The sequence below is a fragment of the Bacillus sp. NP247 genome (genome assembly GCF_018966865.1).
Taxonomy (GTDB): Bacteria; Bacillota; Bacilli; order Bacillales; family Bacillaceae_G; genus Bacillus_A.
On record NZ_CP076653.1, the window covers coordinates 422,428 to 438,830 of the forward strand.

Sequence of the window (16,403 nt, forward strand, 5' to 3'; positions counted from 1 at the left end):
TTCATAAATAAATTTATTTTGTATAAGTAACACTTAGTCAAAAGAAGTTCATTAGTTAAGTATTACTTATCTAATTAAGAATACTTTATATTCCAGTCCAAACATCTTTTCCATATCGCCCTTCATGTTGCAAATGATCCAACCAATTCCTTGCCTCTTTTTCACTGACTTCATGAATTTCTTGATATGCTTGACAAAGGGTATCCTCTACATCCGGAGCCATTTTACTTCCATCACCACATATATAAAGATGAGCTCCATTATCTAATAACGAAATTAAATTGGTTCTATCTTGTTTTATTAAATGCTGTACATATGTTTTTGGATATCCTTCTAAGCGAGAAAAAGCTGTGTGTAAAGAGATTAATCCATCTCTTTCATCATTTTCCAGTTCTGTACGATAGAGATAATCCTTTTCAGGATGACGACAACCGAAATATAGATGCGCTTGTCCTAAGTTAATACCTTTTTGCTTTTGAACACGACGCGCTTGTAAGAATCCACGGAATGGTGCAATTCCAGTACCTGGTCCAACCATGATAATTGGTGTTTCTGGATCTTCAGGTAATTGAAAGTTTGATTGTGGTGTTCGAATGAAACAGATAATCTCATCTTTATTATTACGCTGAGCTAAATAATTAGAAGCAACTCCTTCATATGTCCCTTGTTCACTCCATGCAGGTGCATTAACAACACCGACCGTAATACTCAGACGATCCTGTGCAACGAGTGGAGAGCTTGAAATAGAATAGTAACGCGGTTTGAGCGCAGGAAGAAGTTCTAAAAAGCGTTCAAATCGGAGTTCACAAGCCTCATACTTTTCAAGAAGATCCAACATCGAAATACGTTTTTTAAATATTTGTTCATAATAAACTCCTTCTTCCAATAATGATTCCAATTCCTTTTTATGAGGAGGACAAGCTGTGAATGTCACCAATTCCCGTATTTGTGCTCGAGTGGCTGCTTCCTGAACTTCAACACTATAACTAAGAAGGTCAAATAAACTAATAGGACTTTCCAAAGGTAAGTGATTTACACTGCGCCCACTTGCGCTCAGTATAACTTGATCTTTCCCGTTTAATCCAAAGCGTTTTAAAACTCGGTTGACATTTTTCTGGCTATTACTTGGCAGCACCCCAAGGTGGTCTCCTTCTTGATAGGTAGCACCTTCTGGCAAAGATATCTCGATATGTCGAGTGCTTCTATCACTGCTAGATAATTGGAGTTCACGATTTCCCAGTACAGATGCATAAACTGCTTCATATGTCCGCGCAAGAGGAGATCCCCCAAGACGACTGACGAATTGTAGACTCAAAGTACTACGCTCTTTCTCCACATTTTTGTTGAGTTCTAATCCAAATGCCTTCATCGCATCAGACCACATGCTTTGTTTCCATTGCTCGAGTTGTTCCTCGAAATCACCACTTGCATCCGCTTCTCCACGTGTAGAAAATCTTGTTGCTCCTTTTTGAGCCATTTGCTCATCAATGTATCTTGGAATCCGTTGATAGGTACTAGCCCAATTATGATCTCCACAACCAAAAACTGCGTATTGAACACCTTTTAGCTCATCCGGTTTTAATTCCTCCAACCACTGCACAAACTGCCCCGCATTACTTGGCGGCTTTCCATTATAAGAAGAAGTTACAATAAGAACTGCTCCTTCTTTTGGCAGACTTCCAATTCGATCATTAAGAGCTACCACTTCCGTTTGAACACCTTCTAAACTAGCTGTATCTGCTAGTTCTCTTGCAATACCTTCTGCTACCCCTGTATCCGAGCCATACAGAACAAGAAGCGAAAGATTATCGGCTCCAATAATAGAAGGAGTCTTCTGAACTTGCTGCTTGATTTCATGTTCTTTCAGCTTCTCCTCTATAGGTGCAAGGACAGTAGGATGGCTGATAGTTTGATTTCGGGGTAGGATCCTAATCTTAAAATCACCGGGCTTTAGCGTTAATGTTTGTTTTACGTCCAGCTGATAGTCTTTATAATCGATTAATTCAAAATGTTGAAGAAGCATTCCCATTACGAGAGTGGCTTCATGAAGTGCAAACTGCATACCGATACATGCTCGTTGACCATTTCCAAATGGCTTATAAGCATGATGAGGAACCTTATCCGGCTCTTCAAATCGTTCAGGTTGGAATTCTTCCACATTGTCTCCCCATGCGTCTTTATCCCTATGTAGCTGTGGAATAAGAACAGAAATACGATCTTCTCCTTTCTTAATTGGGTATTTCCCACCAATCATTGTATCTTCTTTTGCATAGAGACTGAATGCTGGAGCAGTAGGCCATAGACGTAGCGATTCATTTAAAATCATCCGTATATACTTAAGTTTCATAACTTGTTGGTATGTTGGAGTATGATCTGTCAAAACCCGATCTACTTCTTCATAGGCTTTTTTCAATTTATCCGGATTCTTTAGTAAAAAGTAGATTGCAAAAGATAACAATCCACTTGTTGTCTCATGCCCAGCTATTAAAAAGGTGATAATTTGGAAACGAATATTTTCATCGTCTAATTTTTCACCAGTTTCCGGATCCTGCACATTTAACATACGGGAAAGTAAATCATTTTCTTCCTGATTTCCATTACTTTTACGTTCAGCAATAATATTATCTACTAAAGAAAACATGGATTGAATATCATGCTGAAATTGACGTTTCGTTCTCCACATGAGTTTGTCTTCTATATCCAGTCGCTGTAATTGGTGCATCGCCTCATCTAGAGCACGGCTCATACTAGTGATAAAAGGATGAGGGGTCTCACGATAAAAGCTATTAAATCGGTAATTAAATCCACATAGACCAATTGTATCCAATGTAAGGCGGGTCATATCCTCCGGAACATCCACATTTTCATTCGGATTAAGTCGTGCCCATTTTTGAACGAGTTGTACGGCAATATCGACCATCATAGCATGGTAATCTTTCATTGCCCGTTGGCTGAATGTAGGCATCAAAATATTATGAGCTTTTTTCCAGTTAGGCTCGTGAGTCTCACTTGTAAATAATCCATCCCCAGCAAAGGCACGAACCTTTGCTAAAGCACCATCTATACTTTTATCGAACCGTGTTTCGTCACAGACTTCTGCTACCAGTTCATGTCCGGAAACGACAATTATGGCATCACTTAGAGTTTGAATTCGAAAAATGGGACCATACTCTTCCGCCAGCTTAATAAACGATAGAGTCGGTTTATCTTTATCGATTAATGGGAGATTACCCAGCGGTCCATATGTTTTCGGCTGAGGAATGGCAGATACTTTTTTTTCCATTAAAGACACCCTTTCAAAAAAGCATGAAATAAAGTGAAACTTTAATCAGTGGGGGTTTTGTTCATCCCCCACTGATTATTAGTTGAACCAATCGGGCTTTTACGGGCAGTTGATCCCCCACCTAACTTCTTTGCTTCCGCTGAATTTTGAGGTGGGGGTCTTACTGCCCGTTAATGCGGGATAAAATATCCCATTCAATAAAGAGAAGATAGCAATGAATCGCCTGGGATAAAGATATGTAATTGACTACCTTATTTTATCTTTTCCCTAACTATTCATGATTATGATATTGCGTATAAGGTTGGTAATCTATTTTGGTTGTTGGCTATTAGATTTGTAACTTGCAGAAAAAATACTAACTTAAAATGAAGCAAATTATTATAATGTTGATGTTAAAAGATCATCTAAAATTATTAATGTTTATGAGAAATTGCAAACGGATGTCCGCTCTTGTATTTGTTTATAAAACGCTCATTTTGATTCATCTTTTTTATAAATCAAATTCAACCTAAAAACTCTCCACATATTTTGATCAAACTTTATTTTGCAGCTACAGTTGCACTACATATCCGTCAAGCTAAGAAAAGCGAATACCCAAAACAAAGAAGTTGATGAGCTTAAGATTGTAGTATTTGGAAAGTCAATAGTTTCTAATGTCTAGTCAAACTATTTTTGGAGAGTTCAGATGCTAAAAAAAAGTTTGCCTCTTGCTTTATAGCAAATTTATCCAACAACATTTATACGTAGTGCTTTCTATGCTACAATTTACTATGAGTGAGGAAGGCAGGTGTCTTATGAAAATATCCGTTTATGTTGCAAGTGCATTTAGCAAGGATCATAAAGGCGGAAACAAAGCAGGAGTGGTATTTATTGAGAATACATTGACCACTACTCAAAAAATGGCAATAGCCAAACAACTGGGCTATGCGGAAACCGCATTTATATCAGAATCTGAAATTGCTGATTATAAATTTGAGTATTTTACACCAAAAGAAGAAGTTGATTTATGTGGTCATGCCACAATTGGCTCTTTCGCGATACTGATGCATTTAAATAAACTTTTCAGGAATCGCTATACGATTGAAACGAACAGCGGTGTTCTTACTATTACCATAAAAGATGACATGATATTCATGGAACAAAACAAACCGATATTCTATGATGTTGTATCTCCAAACGAGTTCATCGACTGTTTTGACACTAAAGCTATAGACAATACATACCCAATTCAAATTGTCTCCACGGGCTTAAAAGATATTTTAATTCCTATAAAAAGCGAAACACAATTACATGCACTGCAGCCTAATTTTGAAAAAATTAAAGAAATCAGCAAGTATTATAATGTTATCGGGATGCATCTATATACTTTTAATGACAATCGAATTATATGTAGAAATTTTGCTCCACTATACGACATCAATGAAGAAGCAGCGACTGGAACTTCAAACGGTGCATTAGCTTGCTACCTTTATGAACAGCACTACTCGCAAAAAGAAGTCTATGTATTTGAACAAGGTTATTCTTTACACTCACCTTCCGAAATATTAGTTAAATTAGCAACCAATAGCAAGAATGAAATAGAAAAAGTTTATGTTGGCGGCAAAGGCTATTACTGTGAAACTAAATGTTTACATGTAGAAAATATTGAGTGAAAATAAAAAAAACCGAATAAAAAAGTTGAGCTGGATAGAGAAATAGATAAAAAAACAAACACATGATTTAATTGAACAATATGTTTATCTTCAATCTGAAAGGATCTGATATGAATATCAGATCCTTTTTACTATATGTAATTATTTCACTGGTTCTTTTCCAGCTTTAAATACTGGCGCCTTAGCAGCAGAAATTTGCATTTCTTCATAGTCTAACTAATCAGCAAAAACTTGTAGGAATCATTATCTAGAGTTTTATTTTTCTCTACCGATTTAACCTCTCGACAGCTTCCGCGCTTGTATCTACACGTTTGACGAAAAAAACTAATAGTAGTGCAACAACATTCATGCCAAGCGCTACATAGAATGAATATTGAATTCCGGATAATAAAGCCTTCTGAGTTAATATTGCCTTCGTAGTTTCTGTGAAGGTTGTTGGATCTACATCAGACATTAGACTTTCAGCTTTTGTTGTTGTTACAGAATTCATAATCGTAACAAGAATAGCAGTACCAATCGAACCGGACACTTGTTGAGCTGTATTATTAACAGCCGTACCGTGCGGATTTAAGCGAGTTGGCAATTGATTAAGACCGTTTGTCATAAGTGGCATCATCACCATTGCCATCCCAAACATCCGCAGTGTGTAAATAAGAATAATATGTGTGTGACTAGAGTCAATTTGCAGGTTTGCCAACATATAAGTTGAAACAGCTGTAATGGAAAGTCCTACTATGCCAAGAAGCCGAGGGCCATATTTATCAAATAGTTTACCTGTGATTGGTGACATAACCCCCATTATTACCGCACCCGGAAGCATCATCAGCCCAGAGTTCAGCGGCGAAATGCCACGGACGTTTTGTACATAAGCTGGTGTTAAAATCATACCTGAAAACATGGCCACAGCGTTGACAATTGCAATTACAGACGCAAGTGCAAACATTGGGTACTTGTAAACACGTAAATCCAATAACGGCTCATTCATTTTTAATTGACGGATAACGAAAGCAATTAGGGCAATAGCGCCTATGATTAAGGTTGTTAAGACAACTGTATCCGTCCAACCACCTGAGCTTGCAGAACTGAATCCATATAACAAACCGCCAAAACCGATAGAAGATAATAGTAATGAGAGATAATCAAGTTTTGCATTTTTGTTTTGTTTCATGACATTCTCAGATTTCCAAATCCCTAACAGTAAGCTAATAATCGCTAACGGTAAAATCATTTCAAAAAGCAAACGCCAGTCATAATACTCTACAATATAACCTGATAGTGTCGGTCCAATTGCTGGAGCTGTAATCATAACTAATCCAAAAATCCCCATTGCTGTTCCCCGTTTTTCTCTTGGGAAGCTTACTAGCATAATATTCATTAACAAAGGCCCCATGACTGAAGAACCTGCTGCTTGAACCATCCGGCCAGTAAGTAATAAACCAAAGTTCGGCGCTAAAGCCGCTAAGGCAGTACCAAGAATAAAAATTATCATGGATGTAATAAATAAGCTCCTATTTGAGAAGCGGGTTATTAAAAATGCTGATGCTGGAATTAATATACCACTAACAAGCATATACCCTGTAGAAAGCCACTGAATCGTTGAATAATCTTTAATGTCTAAATCTTTCATTATTGATGGCAAAGCTACATTTAAAAGCGAGTTATTTAGAAATGAAACAAATGCCCCAATAAAAAGAATTACAAGCATTAAATATGGTGGGTTTCTTTTATGTAATGTTTCACTCATATATTTGTTTGCTCCTTCATTATAAATTTCATTGATTAGTTTAAATCGTTTGCATATCTGTACAAGAATACTTTACCCTCGCAGTATTTTGCCAAACTCTTCAAATAGATATTCTCTTTTTAGCAATTCCATTTTCTCAACATAACATTTTAAATCTTCTTCATTGACTAAACCTTTATAAACATTTAAATAAGATTTTGAATGAATGTATAAATGAGCTTGTTTTGAAAATGACAAAAGGAGACGCTATACTGCGTTATAACCGAAATTAAATTAGGGCTGAAATAAACAAAAGAAGCAATTGAAAATACCCTTCTAAAATAAGTCAAGAACCTAGAATCTTTGGTAATTGAAAGTGGAAATGTCGATAAGTCTATATATACTAGAATCGTTATATAAAAACCCAAATTAAGGGATTAGGATTAGATAAAATACCTGTTACACTAGAACTTATTCTTTTCATTCTTATAGCAATTAGTGCTGTTGGCTATTTGATAATTCATTGCTTGTCCTTAACGTCGGAAATGTTAAATGAAAAATAAGCTATTTAACTTACAAGAAATAAGCATTTCTTTATAAAAAAGTTTTCTTATCATACGAAATTCCTAAATGGGTGAGAAAAACTGAAAATAGATTAACCTTTAAAAAAGTCTTTGTTACGCAAAAAAAAAGGTTCTAAACAATCAAAAGATAATTAGATTACAAATTGCAAGACTCTATGAAAAAATTACGAACAAACGAATGAACTTTCTTCACAAAGTTTGTCGTTTAGGTTTTTTTCCTTCTCTTGATAATAAATCAACAAGTCCACGCACACATTCCTTTAAATATGGGCTTGTAGATCTAGTTATTTAACCATCCATAAAAAGGAATATTACATAGGCTAAGTCTAACATTACATTTTTAAAGTGAGGGGAATAAGCGTATGCACCAATATTGGTATTTGAATTCAAAGGGGAACGGGCAACTATATAATAACCAAATTTCAATGGCATCATTATATTCACAGCCCCAAATAACTAAAGCTGAGGGAATAAATGGTCTTGGGATTCCTGAGAATTGGAGTTATCGAGTCTATCCGGTTGGCTGGAATTCATCAGCCGATTATACTGGTTTCAATTCCCAAACCTCCCCCTTCTCTTGGGGCCAGCCAAACAATTATGCGGGGATGATGCCCCAAGGACATCCTGCTAGTTGGGCTCCATTAGCCGGCCATGCAGGTTTCAATTTTCAAAAATCCCTCTTTCCTTGGGCCCACCCATTCAATCATACGGGGATGTTCGCACAAGGGCATCTTACCGCTTTGCTATCACCGCCAGCCAAGCCTTTTAATTTTAGTACCAATAACTGGGGTGTTTTTGGAAACCCTACAGGCTGGGGAGGACAGGTAAATCCCATGGGATGGGGGAATAACGGAGGTAACGGCCAGCCGGGAATGTTTGGAAACTTACTTACAGTAGGAAAAAGCACCATGAATGGAATAGGAATGATTAGTAGTCTAATTGGCATGGGCAAGTTCTTCTTTTAGTTAATTGAGCATACCGATTATCTCCCGCCATTACTTCTGCTTTATACTTACTAGAACTAATCCAAATTTGATATACCACAGCTTTCGCTTCTATTTCGGTGTTTCTATTATGTAATTAAAGTTTTTTTGACACTTGATCATTATAAATTTAAATGGAGGCTTATTTTCCGCATTCTTATGTGGCTCAACAATTTCCGTAGTTTCTATCAGTCCATATTTTCCAAAGTCTTGTTTTACCGAGTCAATATCATAGAAATACATTTTTACCCCTTCCATTATCTCGAAGTAGTCTTTACCCAGTTGTTTGCCCTTTCCAAACATTGGGGCTTCTTTTGAAATAGTAGTAAAAATCATATATCCGTTTGGTTTTAATTGGTTATAGCAATCTTTAATAAACTTCTCCCTCTCATCCTCATTCAATAAATGAATCAGTGCATAACAAAATATACCGTCATACAGTTTGCTATCAAATGGCATATCAGTTACTGAACCATGGAAGAAATCAGCATTAAGTTCATTTTCCCTTGCCAGTTCAATCGCTGTTTTAGAAATTTCAATACCTGTTACACCTATTCCGTTATCAATAAAAACCTTTGCATTTCTTCCATATCCAATACCAGGAATCAATATATCCTTCACTTTCTTTTCAAGGAAAAAGTCCTTCGTCAAAATTGCGGAGTCTGAAGCTTCAAATCCCCACATCATTTGATTTTCTATAAAACTCGCTTCCCAAAATTCTGTCATAGTTCAATCTCCTTTATAAACATGTATATCGTTGTTTACTAATAAACGTTGAAAAAACATCGCATATTCACGAAATTGTATCAAATTTCAATGTTAATTCAAAACAAAAAGCATTGGATACCCAATGCTTTTTACACTTACGCAAATAATGATGTATTCGCATATAAAGCTGGTGAACCACCTGAATGTACGAATAAAATGTTTTCTTCTTTATTAAATGTACCTTTTCTAATTAAGTCGATTAGTCCCGCTACTGCTTTACCTGTATACACTGGATCAAGTAAAATACCTTCTGTTTTCGCAAGTAATTGAACAGCTTCCACCATTTCTGGCGTTGGTAGCGCGTAACCCGGCCCTACATATTCATCAAAACATGTAACAGCTTCGCGCGGGATAAAGTTTGGAATACCAACGTGAGCTGACGTTTCCTCTACAAGTTTTGCTACTTTCTCTTCTTGCTCTGCTTTTCCTCTACTTACGTTGATTCCGATTACAGGGATATTACTTTGTGTTCCAGCAAATCCAGTAATTAAACCAGCGTGCATACCCGCGCTACCACTTACGCAAACAACTGAGCTGAAATCAATTCCTTGATCGAATGATTGCGCCATAATTTCTTGCGCACAAGCAACGTATCCCATTGCACCAGTAGGATTTGATCCACCAACTGGTATTACATATGGTGTATTACCTTTCTCACTTACTTCTTTCGCAACTTTATGCATCTCTTCCATAAGATCTGCTCCGTTTGGTACGACAATTACATTTTCAGCACCTAGTAAATGATATAAGAAATAGTTTCCGTTAAAGTCTCGCTTCTCTTCTGGCTCAAGTCCTTCTTCTAACACAAGGATACACTTCATTTTTTCTTTTACCGCAGCTGCAAGTGTTAAGCGGCAATGATTGGACTGAATACCACCAGCTGTAATTAACGTATCTGCAACTTTTTCCTGTGCATCCGCAACTAGAAACTCTAACTTTCTCGTCTTATTACCACCAGCTGTTAAACCAAGTAAATCATCTCTTTTAAAATAAATAGTTGGCCCACCAAGTACTTCAGAAAAATTGTTTAATTTTTCAATCGGTGTATATGATTCTGTATATTTTTTTCTCGGGAATTTAGCTAAATTCATAAATAACGCTCCTTTTGTACTTCTTTCACAATGTATGTAACGATACTATTATTACATGTAAAAATGATGAAGTCACCTTTCTGGGTTAAAAATGTATTGGAATTTAGTACATGAAATTGCATTTACGCTTTTATCACTTCAATTCGGTACATGAAATTTATACGAGCGATTTTTCAAATATATCGACTTACCGACAAAACCGAAAAGGACCACTCATTAAAAAGTAGGCCCTTTCCAATTACTTATTTACCGAAAAACGAAGTAGCTGCGTTAATCCCGGCTGTAAATTCATTTCGCCTTTATGGCGTACGTATACAATTTTGTCCCCATCAAATTTCGGAGGATTCCCTGGATTATACGTATGCCACTCATTCGTTCCTTCTATAGAATACTCCATGTATTCTGTTGCACCGACGATTACGTTTTTACTGTCATCTGCTGTAACATTTGGTGCCATTTGTGCAACTTTCGAATCGCTAATTAATAATTTTTTAATATCTTTATCACGTTTATAATCGTAAGCTGTTACGATTACATCGTTACCGTATGCTTTTATTTGTAGTCCTTGTTTAAATGAATATCCATCCGGAGCAGGTTTCTCTCCGCCATTTGGTCCAGCTGACATCCAGCCCGTTTCAATTCCGCCCGTATTTACAACTGTAAATCCTTTTTCATCTCCACCTGCAATCTTCTTTTTACCAGCCCAATCCGGTAAGTTTAAATCCCAATGCGTATGACTCGTAAAGAAAACGACCTGCGGATAGTCTTTTAATATATCGTACAATTTATCAACGTTTAAATAGTCTTGTAAATATGGTGATTGCCTTGATCCAGACACAGTATCAGGTAAAACGTGATGAGAGAAAATGAAAATTGGTTTATTTTTATCTTTTTGGCTGTACTCTTCTAAATTTTGTTTTAACCAACCTAGTTGCTCATCACTCATATATACTTCGTCCCACATTTTTGAATCGTGGTATTTCATATATTTTTCAGTTCCTAAAAATAGAAGCGGATAACCGTCTAATTCTTTTTTATGATATACCTTTTCCTGTCCACTAAATTTCAGATAGCGGTTAAATAAAGTTTCCTCAGTTACACCATTTGGCCATGTATTTTGAGAAAGTTTCCCATCAGCCGTCCATTTACCAGCATAAAATTCATGATTTCCAACTGTTGACCATACATTTTCCGGGACCTTATTTTTGTTTAATACACGCTTAACATCATCATATTGTGACTGCTGTCCAGTTGATGTTATATCCCCATTCATAATAAGCGCTCTAGAAAGTGGCATCACTTTGTTCATATCTTTTAACACATGATCAAAATCCCCTAAATCCCCTTGAATATCACTAATAACGTTAAAAGTTGTAGCTGACTTTCGGACTTGCTCTTTCCCTTCCGCATGTACTGAAAATGTCGATAATAACGCTGCCATAAAAGCTAATGAAGCAACTGCCTTTTTCATACAAATTCTCCCCCTAATAATAAAATGTATAAACTGACATGTTCTACTTTCTCTTAGATGCTTGTCCAATTCACATTATAGAGAGAGATTGTAAAGATTAATGGAGCAAAAATTTAAGTGTTTTTTAAGAGATTTTGTCTTTTTTACACGCCCCATTCAACAATTAACACTAATTTTTCTATTAACCTACTAATATTAACTGAATGTAAATTTATACGATAAATCAATTCGTTTAATATGTTGTGTTTTAATTTCCTTTACACAATTTCAATAAAGTACTTGACCATTTTAAATTCTCTTCATTAATCCTCAATTTCTATTCCAGCTTGTTTTAATGGTTCTAATACTTTCAGGTAACACATTGAAATATATTCCACTGTTTTTAAATTTTTTAGATTTTGAAATCCTTCAACAGATATAACATCAAATAAACTGTCTTCACCGTCCCAATCAGGCTTTAAAATATGATAAATTTCATTACCACCATCAAAGCAAAGGGATTCAACCTTTTCCAAATCACTTATTTCCAAAGTTAACTCTTCTAAAAAATCTCTGATTTCAACAATTGGCCCAGCTCCTGAATACCATTCAGAATTATTCGTATGCTTATCTATTAAGTCTTTCAATTCTTTTAGAAATAGTGGCTCTTTATCTAATAAAGATTCAATTACCACTAATTTAAAATTAAAATCTTGAAACATTTCACTCTTTCCCATTTTAACTTCCTCCTATATTGCCCCTGTCCTAGGGTTTTAATCTCCTTTACACAACTTCCAAAAAGCACTTTACCTTTTTAAATTCTCTTCATTTAATCCTAACAGCTCTGACAAAACAAAATCCCCATCTTTTCTAATTAGTACATCATCAAACCAAATTTCACCACCGCCATACTCTGGTCTTTGAATATGTACTAAGTCCCAATGTATCGCTGACGTATTCCCATTATCTGCACCTTGCAACGAATCTCCAATCGCTAGATGAAAACTACCATTTATTTTTTCATCAAATAACGTATTATTCATCGGATATAGTATGTAAGGGTTAAACGCCAGCGCAAACTCTCCAATATATCTTGCTCCCTCGTCCGTATCAAGAATTCGATTGATTCGCTCTGCATCGTTTGCATATGCCTCTATTATTTTTCCATGCTTCATATGTAACTTAATATTTTGAAACGCATAACCTTGTTGAACAGATACTGTGTTAAATGAGATTAATCCATTTACTGAGTCTTTGACAGGTGCTGTATATATTTCACCATCAGGGATATTATCCGTACCATCCCCCTTTAAAACACCAATTCCTTTAATTGAAAAATTCAACTCCGTACCTTCTCCAATAATCCTTACTTCTTTTGTCTTTTCCATTAATTCTTTTAACGGATCCATTGCTTTCGACATCTTATTATAATCTAGCGTACATACATCAAAATAAAATTTTTCATAAGCCTCAGTACTCATATTCGCTTCTTGCGCAGAAGCTGCATTCGGAATTCGAGTTGTCACCCATCTTGTTTTATACACTGCTTCACTATGAGCTTTTCCAAATATCTTTTGATATAATTTCATTTTTTCTGATGGTACATCCGCTAATTCGTATGCATTCCTAGGACTACGAAGATTAATATACACTTGCATCTTACTTAAGCGATAACATTCCCAATCTGCTAATAATTTAAATTATTCTTCAGATCCAGACAAAATTAATTGCCTCGTAACAGAAACGTCGCGCATTGATACATGTGCATATCCCCCTGCTTTTTCCACTGACTTAATAATTTCACGAACGACTGCGGGATCTATTTCTGTAACACTTTGGATCAACACTTGATCACCAGGCTGCACTTTAGTAGAATGGTTGACTAGTATATCTGCTAATTTAGATAATTCTCTTCTCATTAAACTCTTCACCCCTTTTTCATCCAAACAATAGATAAAAAATAAACAATTAGAAATACAATATACAAATTCCAAATACTTGGAATCGTTGCTACACCTAAATAAAGAGTTCCTGGTAACAACCAAATGTTACAAACAATCATGAAAATCTTTTTCCTAATAAATGCTGCAATAACTGCTAAAAAAGCAGGAAATAAGAACATGAAAAAAAACGTAATAAAGGTTTCTTGGGTAAGTGTTTGATCACTATAAGGGTTAAAATAAAGGAAAACTATTGAAAGTACAAAAATGCTTATAGCTGCAACTACTCCTATATAAACACTTATATAATTTTTCATAATTCCCCGCCTTCCAATAGCAATATACTTATAATTATATTTTCCATCGCTATATTTCATTTCCTTGTTTTTCAAAAAGGTTTGATACAGCTATCACTATCTCCTATGATACTTTTCATTAATAATGTTTATATCTTCCTTTCCATACAGTACTCTCTTTGGATTTATAACAATGATTAAAACTGCTACTACTAAATAAAAAATCGCGTTATACGTGATTAAATCAATTAAGTTTCCGTTTACTAGGCCAATAAAAAAATTAAAGAATTGGTGGATGATGATTGGGATAATTAAATTCTGATTTAAGTTATAAAATGCTGTCATAACGATCTTAGTAGATATGATTGCAATCATAAAGAATAGAATATATTTGATTAAATCAATGCCCACATACCCTGTAGTAAACCATATAGGTAGATGCCACATACCCCACCAAAACCCTATGATTACCGAAGCTTTGAATGGCGAATGCTTCTTTTGGAGCTCACTTTGAGCGAAACCTCTCCACCCTAATTCTTCTCCTATTGGCCCTGAAAGCAGGGTTTTAAAAAAGAAATAAACCAGCATTCCCCATGAAGATATAGTAAAAATAGAGTCTACTGAACTTTTATTAGATACGAGAAATAAAATCATCAAAAATATGAAGGCTTGAATCATAATCGTAGTAAGAATCACAGAAAATTTAAGTTTATTCTTGAATTTATCTTTTACAAATTGGATAAAACTCTGCCCAGGATAGATTTTTTTAAATAGTATTGCAAAAGCAAAGGTTGAGGACCAAGCTGATATACAGAACATTACATCAACTACCCATGTAGAAAATCCTAATAGGCTTATGGCTACTACAAGACAAAAAAGTGCCAAAAATATGAGATTAGTTAGTAGAATAAAACTTGCTACTGGTTTTTTTAGTTTTTTTAGTTTCTTTTCTCTATCCATGTATATTCCCCTCTTCAAACTAAGTATTTCGTAAATATATTAACGCTCATATTTACTACTACCTTCAGCTTAAACCTAGGGGTTACTCACAGGTCAATACATATCTGCATTATTTTATAGGTGCATAAATTTCTAAAAATATACGTTCAAGCCCATCTTCATAAGTGGTCAATAATTGATTTATATAAACTAGCCCCAAAAATTCATACCCTTTTTCTATTGCTACTTTTCTTAAACTAGCTTCCACATTATGATCAATACTTTTCCCACCAGTTGACCATCTTCCATCTTCAATAACTGTATAAATACATTTTGGATGCGATAGAACTTCACCTTCTATTTCTTTATCAAAGTTCTCTACTTTTCTTACAATTATAAATTTATCCTCTATAATACCTTCTTCATTAAAACTTATGACTCTTCGTAAAGATGTTAAAGTAACTGCTTTTTTTAAGCTGTCCGTGTTCTTTTTCAAAGATTCATATTCATCATACGCAGTAAAATGTTCTATTTCTCCTTTTATTTCTAAAGGCTTCATTTCTTTTACTGTGTATTCTCCTAAGAATCGTTTGATTTTTCCGCAATCTTCTTTCACTATTTGAAGCTTTTTTAAAAGAAGTTTTTTATATTCTATTTCCTCTAACACTTCTTGTTCTTTCTCTTCTAATAATGATTTTATTCCCTCGATACTCTTACTCTTTCTTAATTCCTGAATTTTTTTTATTTCAATATCCATTTCCCTATAGAAATTTACCGTTGTTATATCATAAATATCAAACTGATTATATTTTCTATACCCATTTTCGATACTTTGCTTAGGCTTGACCAAATCTTTTTCCTCATAAAACTTCAAAGTATCCCTAGATACACCTAAAAATTTAGCGACTTGTCCAATTGTGTACATTATATTCTCCTTAATCATTGCTACTTAATCTTTTACATTCATACTACATATTCTTTAAACCATCGAATTTCCCTTCCAATAACCATATACTTACTACTTCCCACACTACATCTCATTTCCTTATTTCCCCTAAAAAAAGAGACACAGAGATTTCTCCCCATGCCTACTTATAGCTTTAAAAGTTAACTACTGAATATTTTTATTGCGCTCTAATTGGTTTTGAATTCCTGACCTATCAATTTGAATCCAATACTCTGCAATTTTTCCATCTTCTACTCTATACACCGCACTTGCTATTTGAATTATTGGGAGTCCTGTAGGTTGATATCCATCGATTTCTCCTAGATGCATACCTACTTGTTTCCAACGTACATATACTTTACTTCCTTGTACTAAAAATTCTTGAATTTCTAAAGAAAAATTACCGTATACTTCAATCATCTCTCTTACATGTTCAGTATAATCTTCAGGTGTTCTGCAAACTGTTTGTTCTTCTTCAGATACAATTTGATGTGCCAATACTTTTTCTGCCATTAATTGATTTGAATAGTCAGGATTATTCCCCGAACGTACTTCATCAAAAAATTTTCTAACAATTTGTTCTGGCGTCATTTTAAAACCCCCTTATTAAGAAATCCAATACTAATCATATCATAGTTTATTTGAATCTAACTATTAAAGTAAATTGATTCGTGTGTACAATTAAAAGACAAAATCTCTTCTTTCTTAAGAAATCCCAATTGTTTCCCCTGAATATTCATCATAACGA

Annotated in this window: 12 protein-coding genes and 1 pseudogene; 2 read left to right on the forward strand and 11 right to left on the reverse strand. The window is 34.9% G+C overall.

The window, feature by feature from the left end; genetic code table 11:
* Window positions 1-85: 85 nt before the first annotated feature.
* The gene (cypD, locus tag KPL75_RS02300) at window positions 86-3,283 is read right to left on the reverse strand and encodes a bifunctional P-450/NADPH--P450 reductase (RefSeq protein ID WP_219921053.1); all 3,198 of its coding nucleotides are present in this window, start codon (window positions 3,281-3,283) and stop codon (window positions 86-88) included.
* Between the two features lie 794 nt (window positions 3,284-4,077).
* Between cypD and KPL75_RS02305 the strand changes: the two genes are divergently transcribed.
* Window positions 4,078-4,935 carry a PhzF family phenazine biosynthesis protein gene (locus KPL75_RS02305; RefSeq protein WP_219919243.1) on the forward strand — a complete coding sequence of 286 codons (858 nt, stop codon included), beginning with the start codon at window positions 4,078-4,080 and terminating at the stop codon, window positions 4,933-4,935.
* Window positions 4,936-5,200: 265 nt separating this feature from the next.
* Here KPL75_RS02305 and KPL75_RS02310 read toward each other — a convergent pair whose 3' ends face one another.
* Complete coding sequence (locus tag KPL75_RS02310; protein ID WP_219919244.1) at window positions 5,201-6,679, reverse strand: DHA2 family efflux MFS transporter permease subunit; 1,479 nt, start codon at window positions 6,677-6,679, stop codon at window positions 5,201-5,203.
* Window positions 6,680-7,604: 925 nt separating this feature from the next.
* Here KPL75_RS02310 and KPL75_RS02315 point away from each other — a divergent pair.
* Window positions 7,605-8,207 (forward strand): hypothetical protein, encoded by a 603-nt coding sequence (locus tag KPL75_RS02315; RefSeq protein ID WP_219919245.1) that lies wholly within the window; start codon window positions 7,605-7,607, stop codon window positions 8,205-8,207.
* 90 nt (window positions 8,208-8,297) lie between these two features.
* Here the strand turns inward: KPL75_RS02315 and KPL75_RS02320 are convergent, their stop codons facing one another.
* The 9 genes and pseudogenes from KPL75_RS02320 to KPL75_RS02360 form a co-directional block, all read right to left on the reverse strand.
* A complete protein-coding gene (locus KPL75_RS02320) occupies window positions 8,298-8,951 on the reverse strand; it encodes a class I SAM-dependent methyltransferase (protein WP_219919246.1) in 654 nt (217 codons plus the stop codon).
* Between the two features lie 137 nt (window positions 8,952-9,088).
* Window positions 9,089-10,084 carry a D-cysteate sulfo-lyase gene (locus tag KPL75_RS02325; RefSeq protein ID WP_219919247.1) on the reverse strand — a complete coding sequence of 332 codons (996 nt, stop codon included), beginning with the start codon at window positions 10,082-10,084 and terminating at the stop codon, window positions 9,089-9,091.
* A 238-nt stretch (window positions 10,085-10,322) separates the two neighbouring features.
* A complete protein-coding gene (locus tag KPL75_RS02330; RefSeq protein WP_219919248.1) occupies window positions 10,323-11,555 on the reverse strand; it encodes a DUF4073 domain-containing protein in 1,233 nt (410 codons plus the stop codon).
* Window positions 11,556-11,857: 302 nt separating this feature from the next.
* Complete coding sequence (locus tag KPL75_RS02335; protein WP_219919249.1) at window positions 11,858-12,271, reverse strand: DUF6892 domain-containing protein; 414 nt, start codon at window positions 12,269-12,271, stop codon at window positions 11,858-11,860.
* A 69-nt stretch (window positions 12,272-12,340) separates the two neighbouring features.
* Window positions 12,341-13,453, reverse strand: a pseudogene (locus KPL75_RS02340) (aminopeptidase).
* Window positions 13,454-13,461: 8 nt separating this feature from the next.
* On the reverse strand, window positions 13,462-13,791 hold the full coding sequence (locus KPL75_RS02345) for a hypothetical protein (RefSeq protein ID WP_219919250.1): 330 nt from the start codon (window positions 13,789-13,791) through the stop codon (window positions 13,462-13,464).
* 96 nt (window positions 13,792-13,887) lie between these two features.
* Entirely contained in the window at window positions 13,888-14,730 is an 843-nt protein-coding gene (locus KPL75_RS02350) for a CPBP family intramembrane glutamic endopeptidase (protein WP_219919251.1), read from the reverse strand.
* A gap of 109 nt (window positions 14,731-14,839) precedes the next feature.
* Window positions 14,840-15,634, reverse strand: coding sequence for a MerR family transcriptional regulator (locus tag KPL75_RS02355; RefSeq protein WP_219919252.1), 795 nt, complete (start codon window positions 15,632-15,634; stop codon window positions 14,840-14,842).
* 186 nt (window positions 15,635-15,820) lie between these two features.
* Complete coding sequence (locus tag KPL75_RS02360; RefSeq protein ID WP_219919253.1) at window positions 15,821-16,246, reverse strand: ester cyclase; 426 nt, start codon at window positions 16,244-16,246, stop codon at window positions 15,821-15,823.
* Window positions 16,247-16,403 lie beyond the last annotated feature (157 nt).

Coding starts and splice junctions, on each gene's coding strand:
- KPL75_RS02320 (WP_219919246.1), bottom strand. CDS start 8,951: ATGACAGAATTTTGGGAAGCGAGTTTTATAGAAAATCAAATGATGTGG.
- KPL75_RS02305 (WP_219919243.1), top strand. CDS start 4,078: ATGAAAATATCCGTTTATGTTGCAAGTGCATTTAGCAAGGATCATAAA.
- KPL75_RS02325 (WP_219919247.1), bottom strand. CDS start 10,084: ATGAATTTAGCTAAATTCCCGAGAAAAAAATATACAGAATCATATACA.
- KPL75_RS02315 (WP_219919245.1), top strand. CDS start 7,605: ATGCACCAATATTGGTATTTGAATTCAAAGGGGAACGGGCAACTATAT.
- cypD (WP_219921053.1), bottom strand. CDS start 3,283: ATGGAAAAAAAAGTATCTGCCATTCCTCAGCCGAAAACATATGGACCG.
- KPL75_RS02345 (WP_219919250.1), bottom strand. CDS start 13,791: ATGAAAAATTATATAAGTGTTTATATAGGAGTAGTTGCAGCTATAAGC.
- KPL75_RS02310 (WP_219919244.1), bottom strand. CDS start 6,679: ATGAGTGAAACATTACATAAAAGAAACCCACCATATTTAATGCTTGTA.
- KPL75_RS02330 (WP_219919248.1), bottom strand. CDS start 11,555: ATGAAAAAGGCAGTTGCTTCATTAGCTTTTATGGCAGCGTTATTATCG.
- KPL75_RS02360 (WP_219919253.1), bottom strand. CDS start 16,246: ATGACGCCAGAACAAATTGTTAGAAAATTTTTTGATGAAGTACGTTCG.
- KPL75_RS02350 (WP_219919251.1), bottom strand. CDS start 14,730: ATGGATAGAGAAAAGAAACTAAAAAAACTAAAAAAACCAGTAGCAAGT.
- KPL75_RS02355 (WP_219919252.1), bottom strand. CDS start 15,634: ATGTACACAATTGGACAAGTCGCTAAATTTTTAGGTGTATCTAGGGAT.
- KPL75_RS02335 (WP_219919249.1), bottom strand. CDS start 12,271: ATGGGAAAGAGTGAAATGTTTCAAGATTTTAATTTTAAATTAGTGGTA.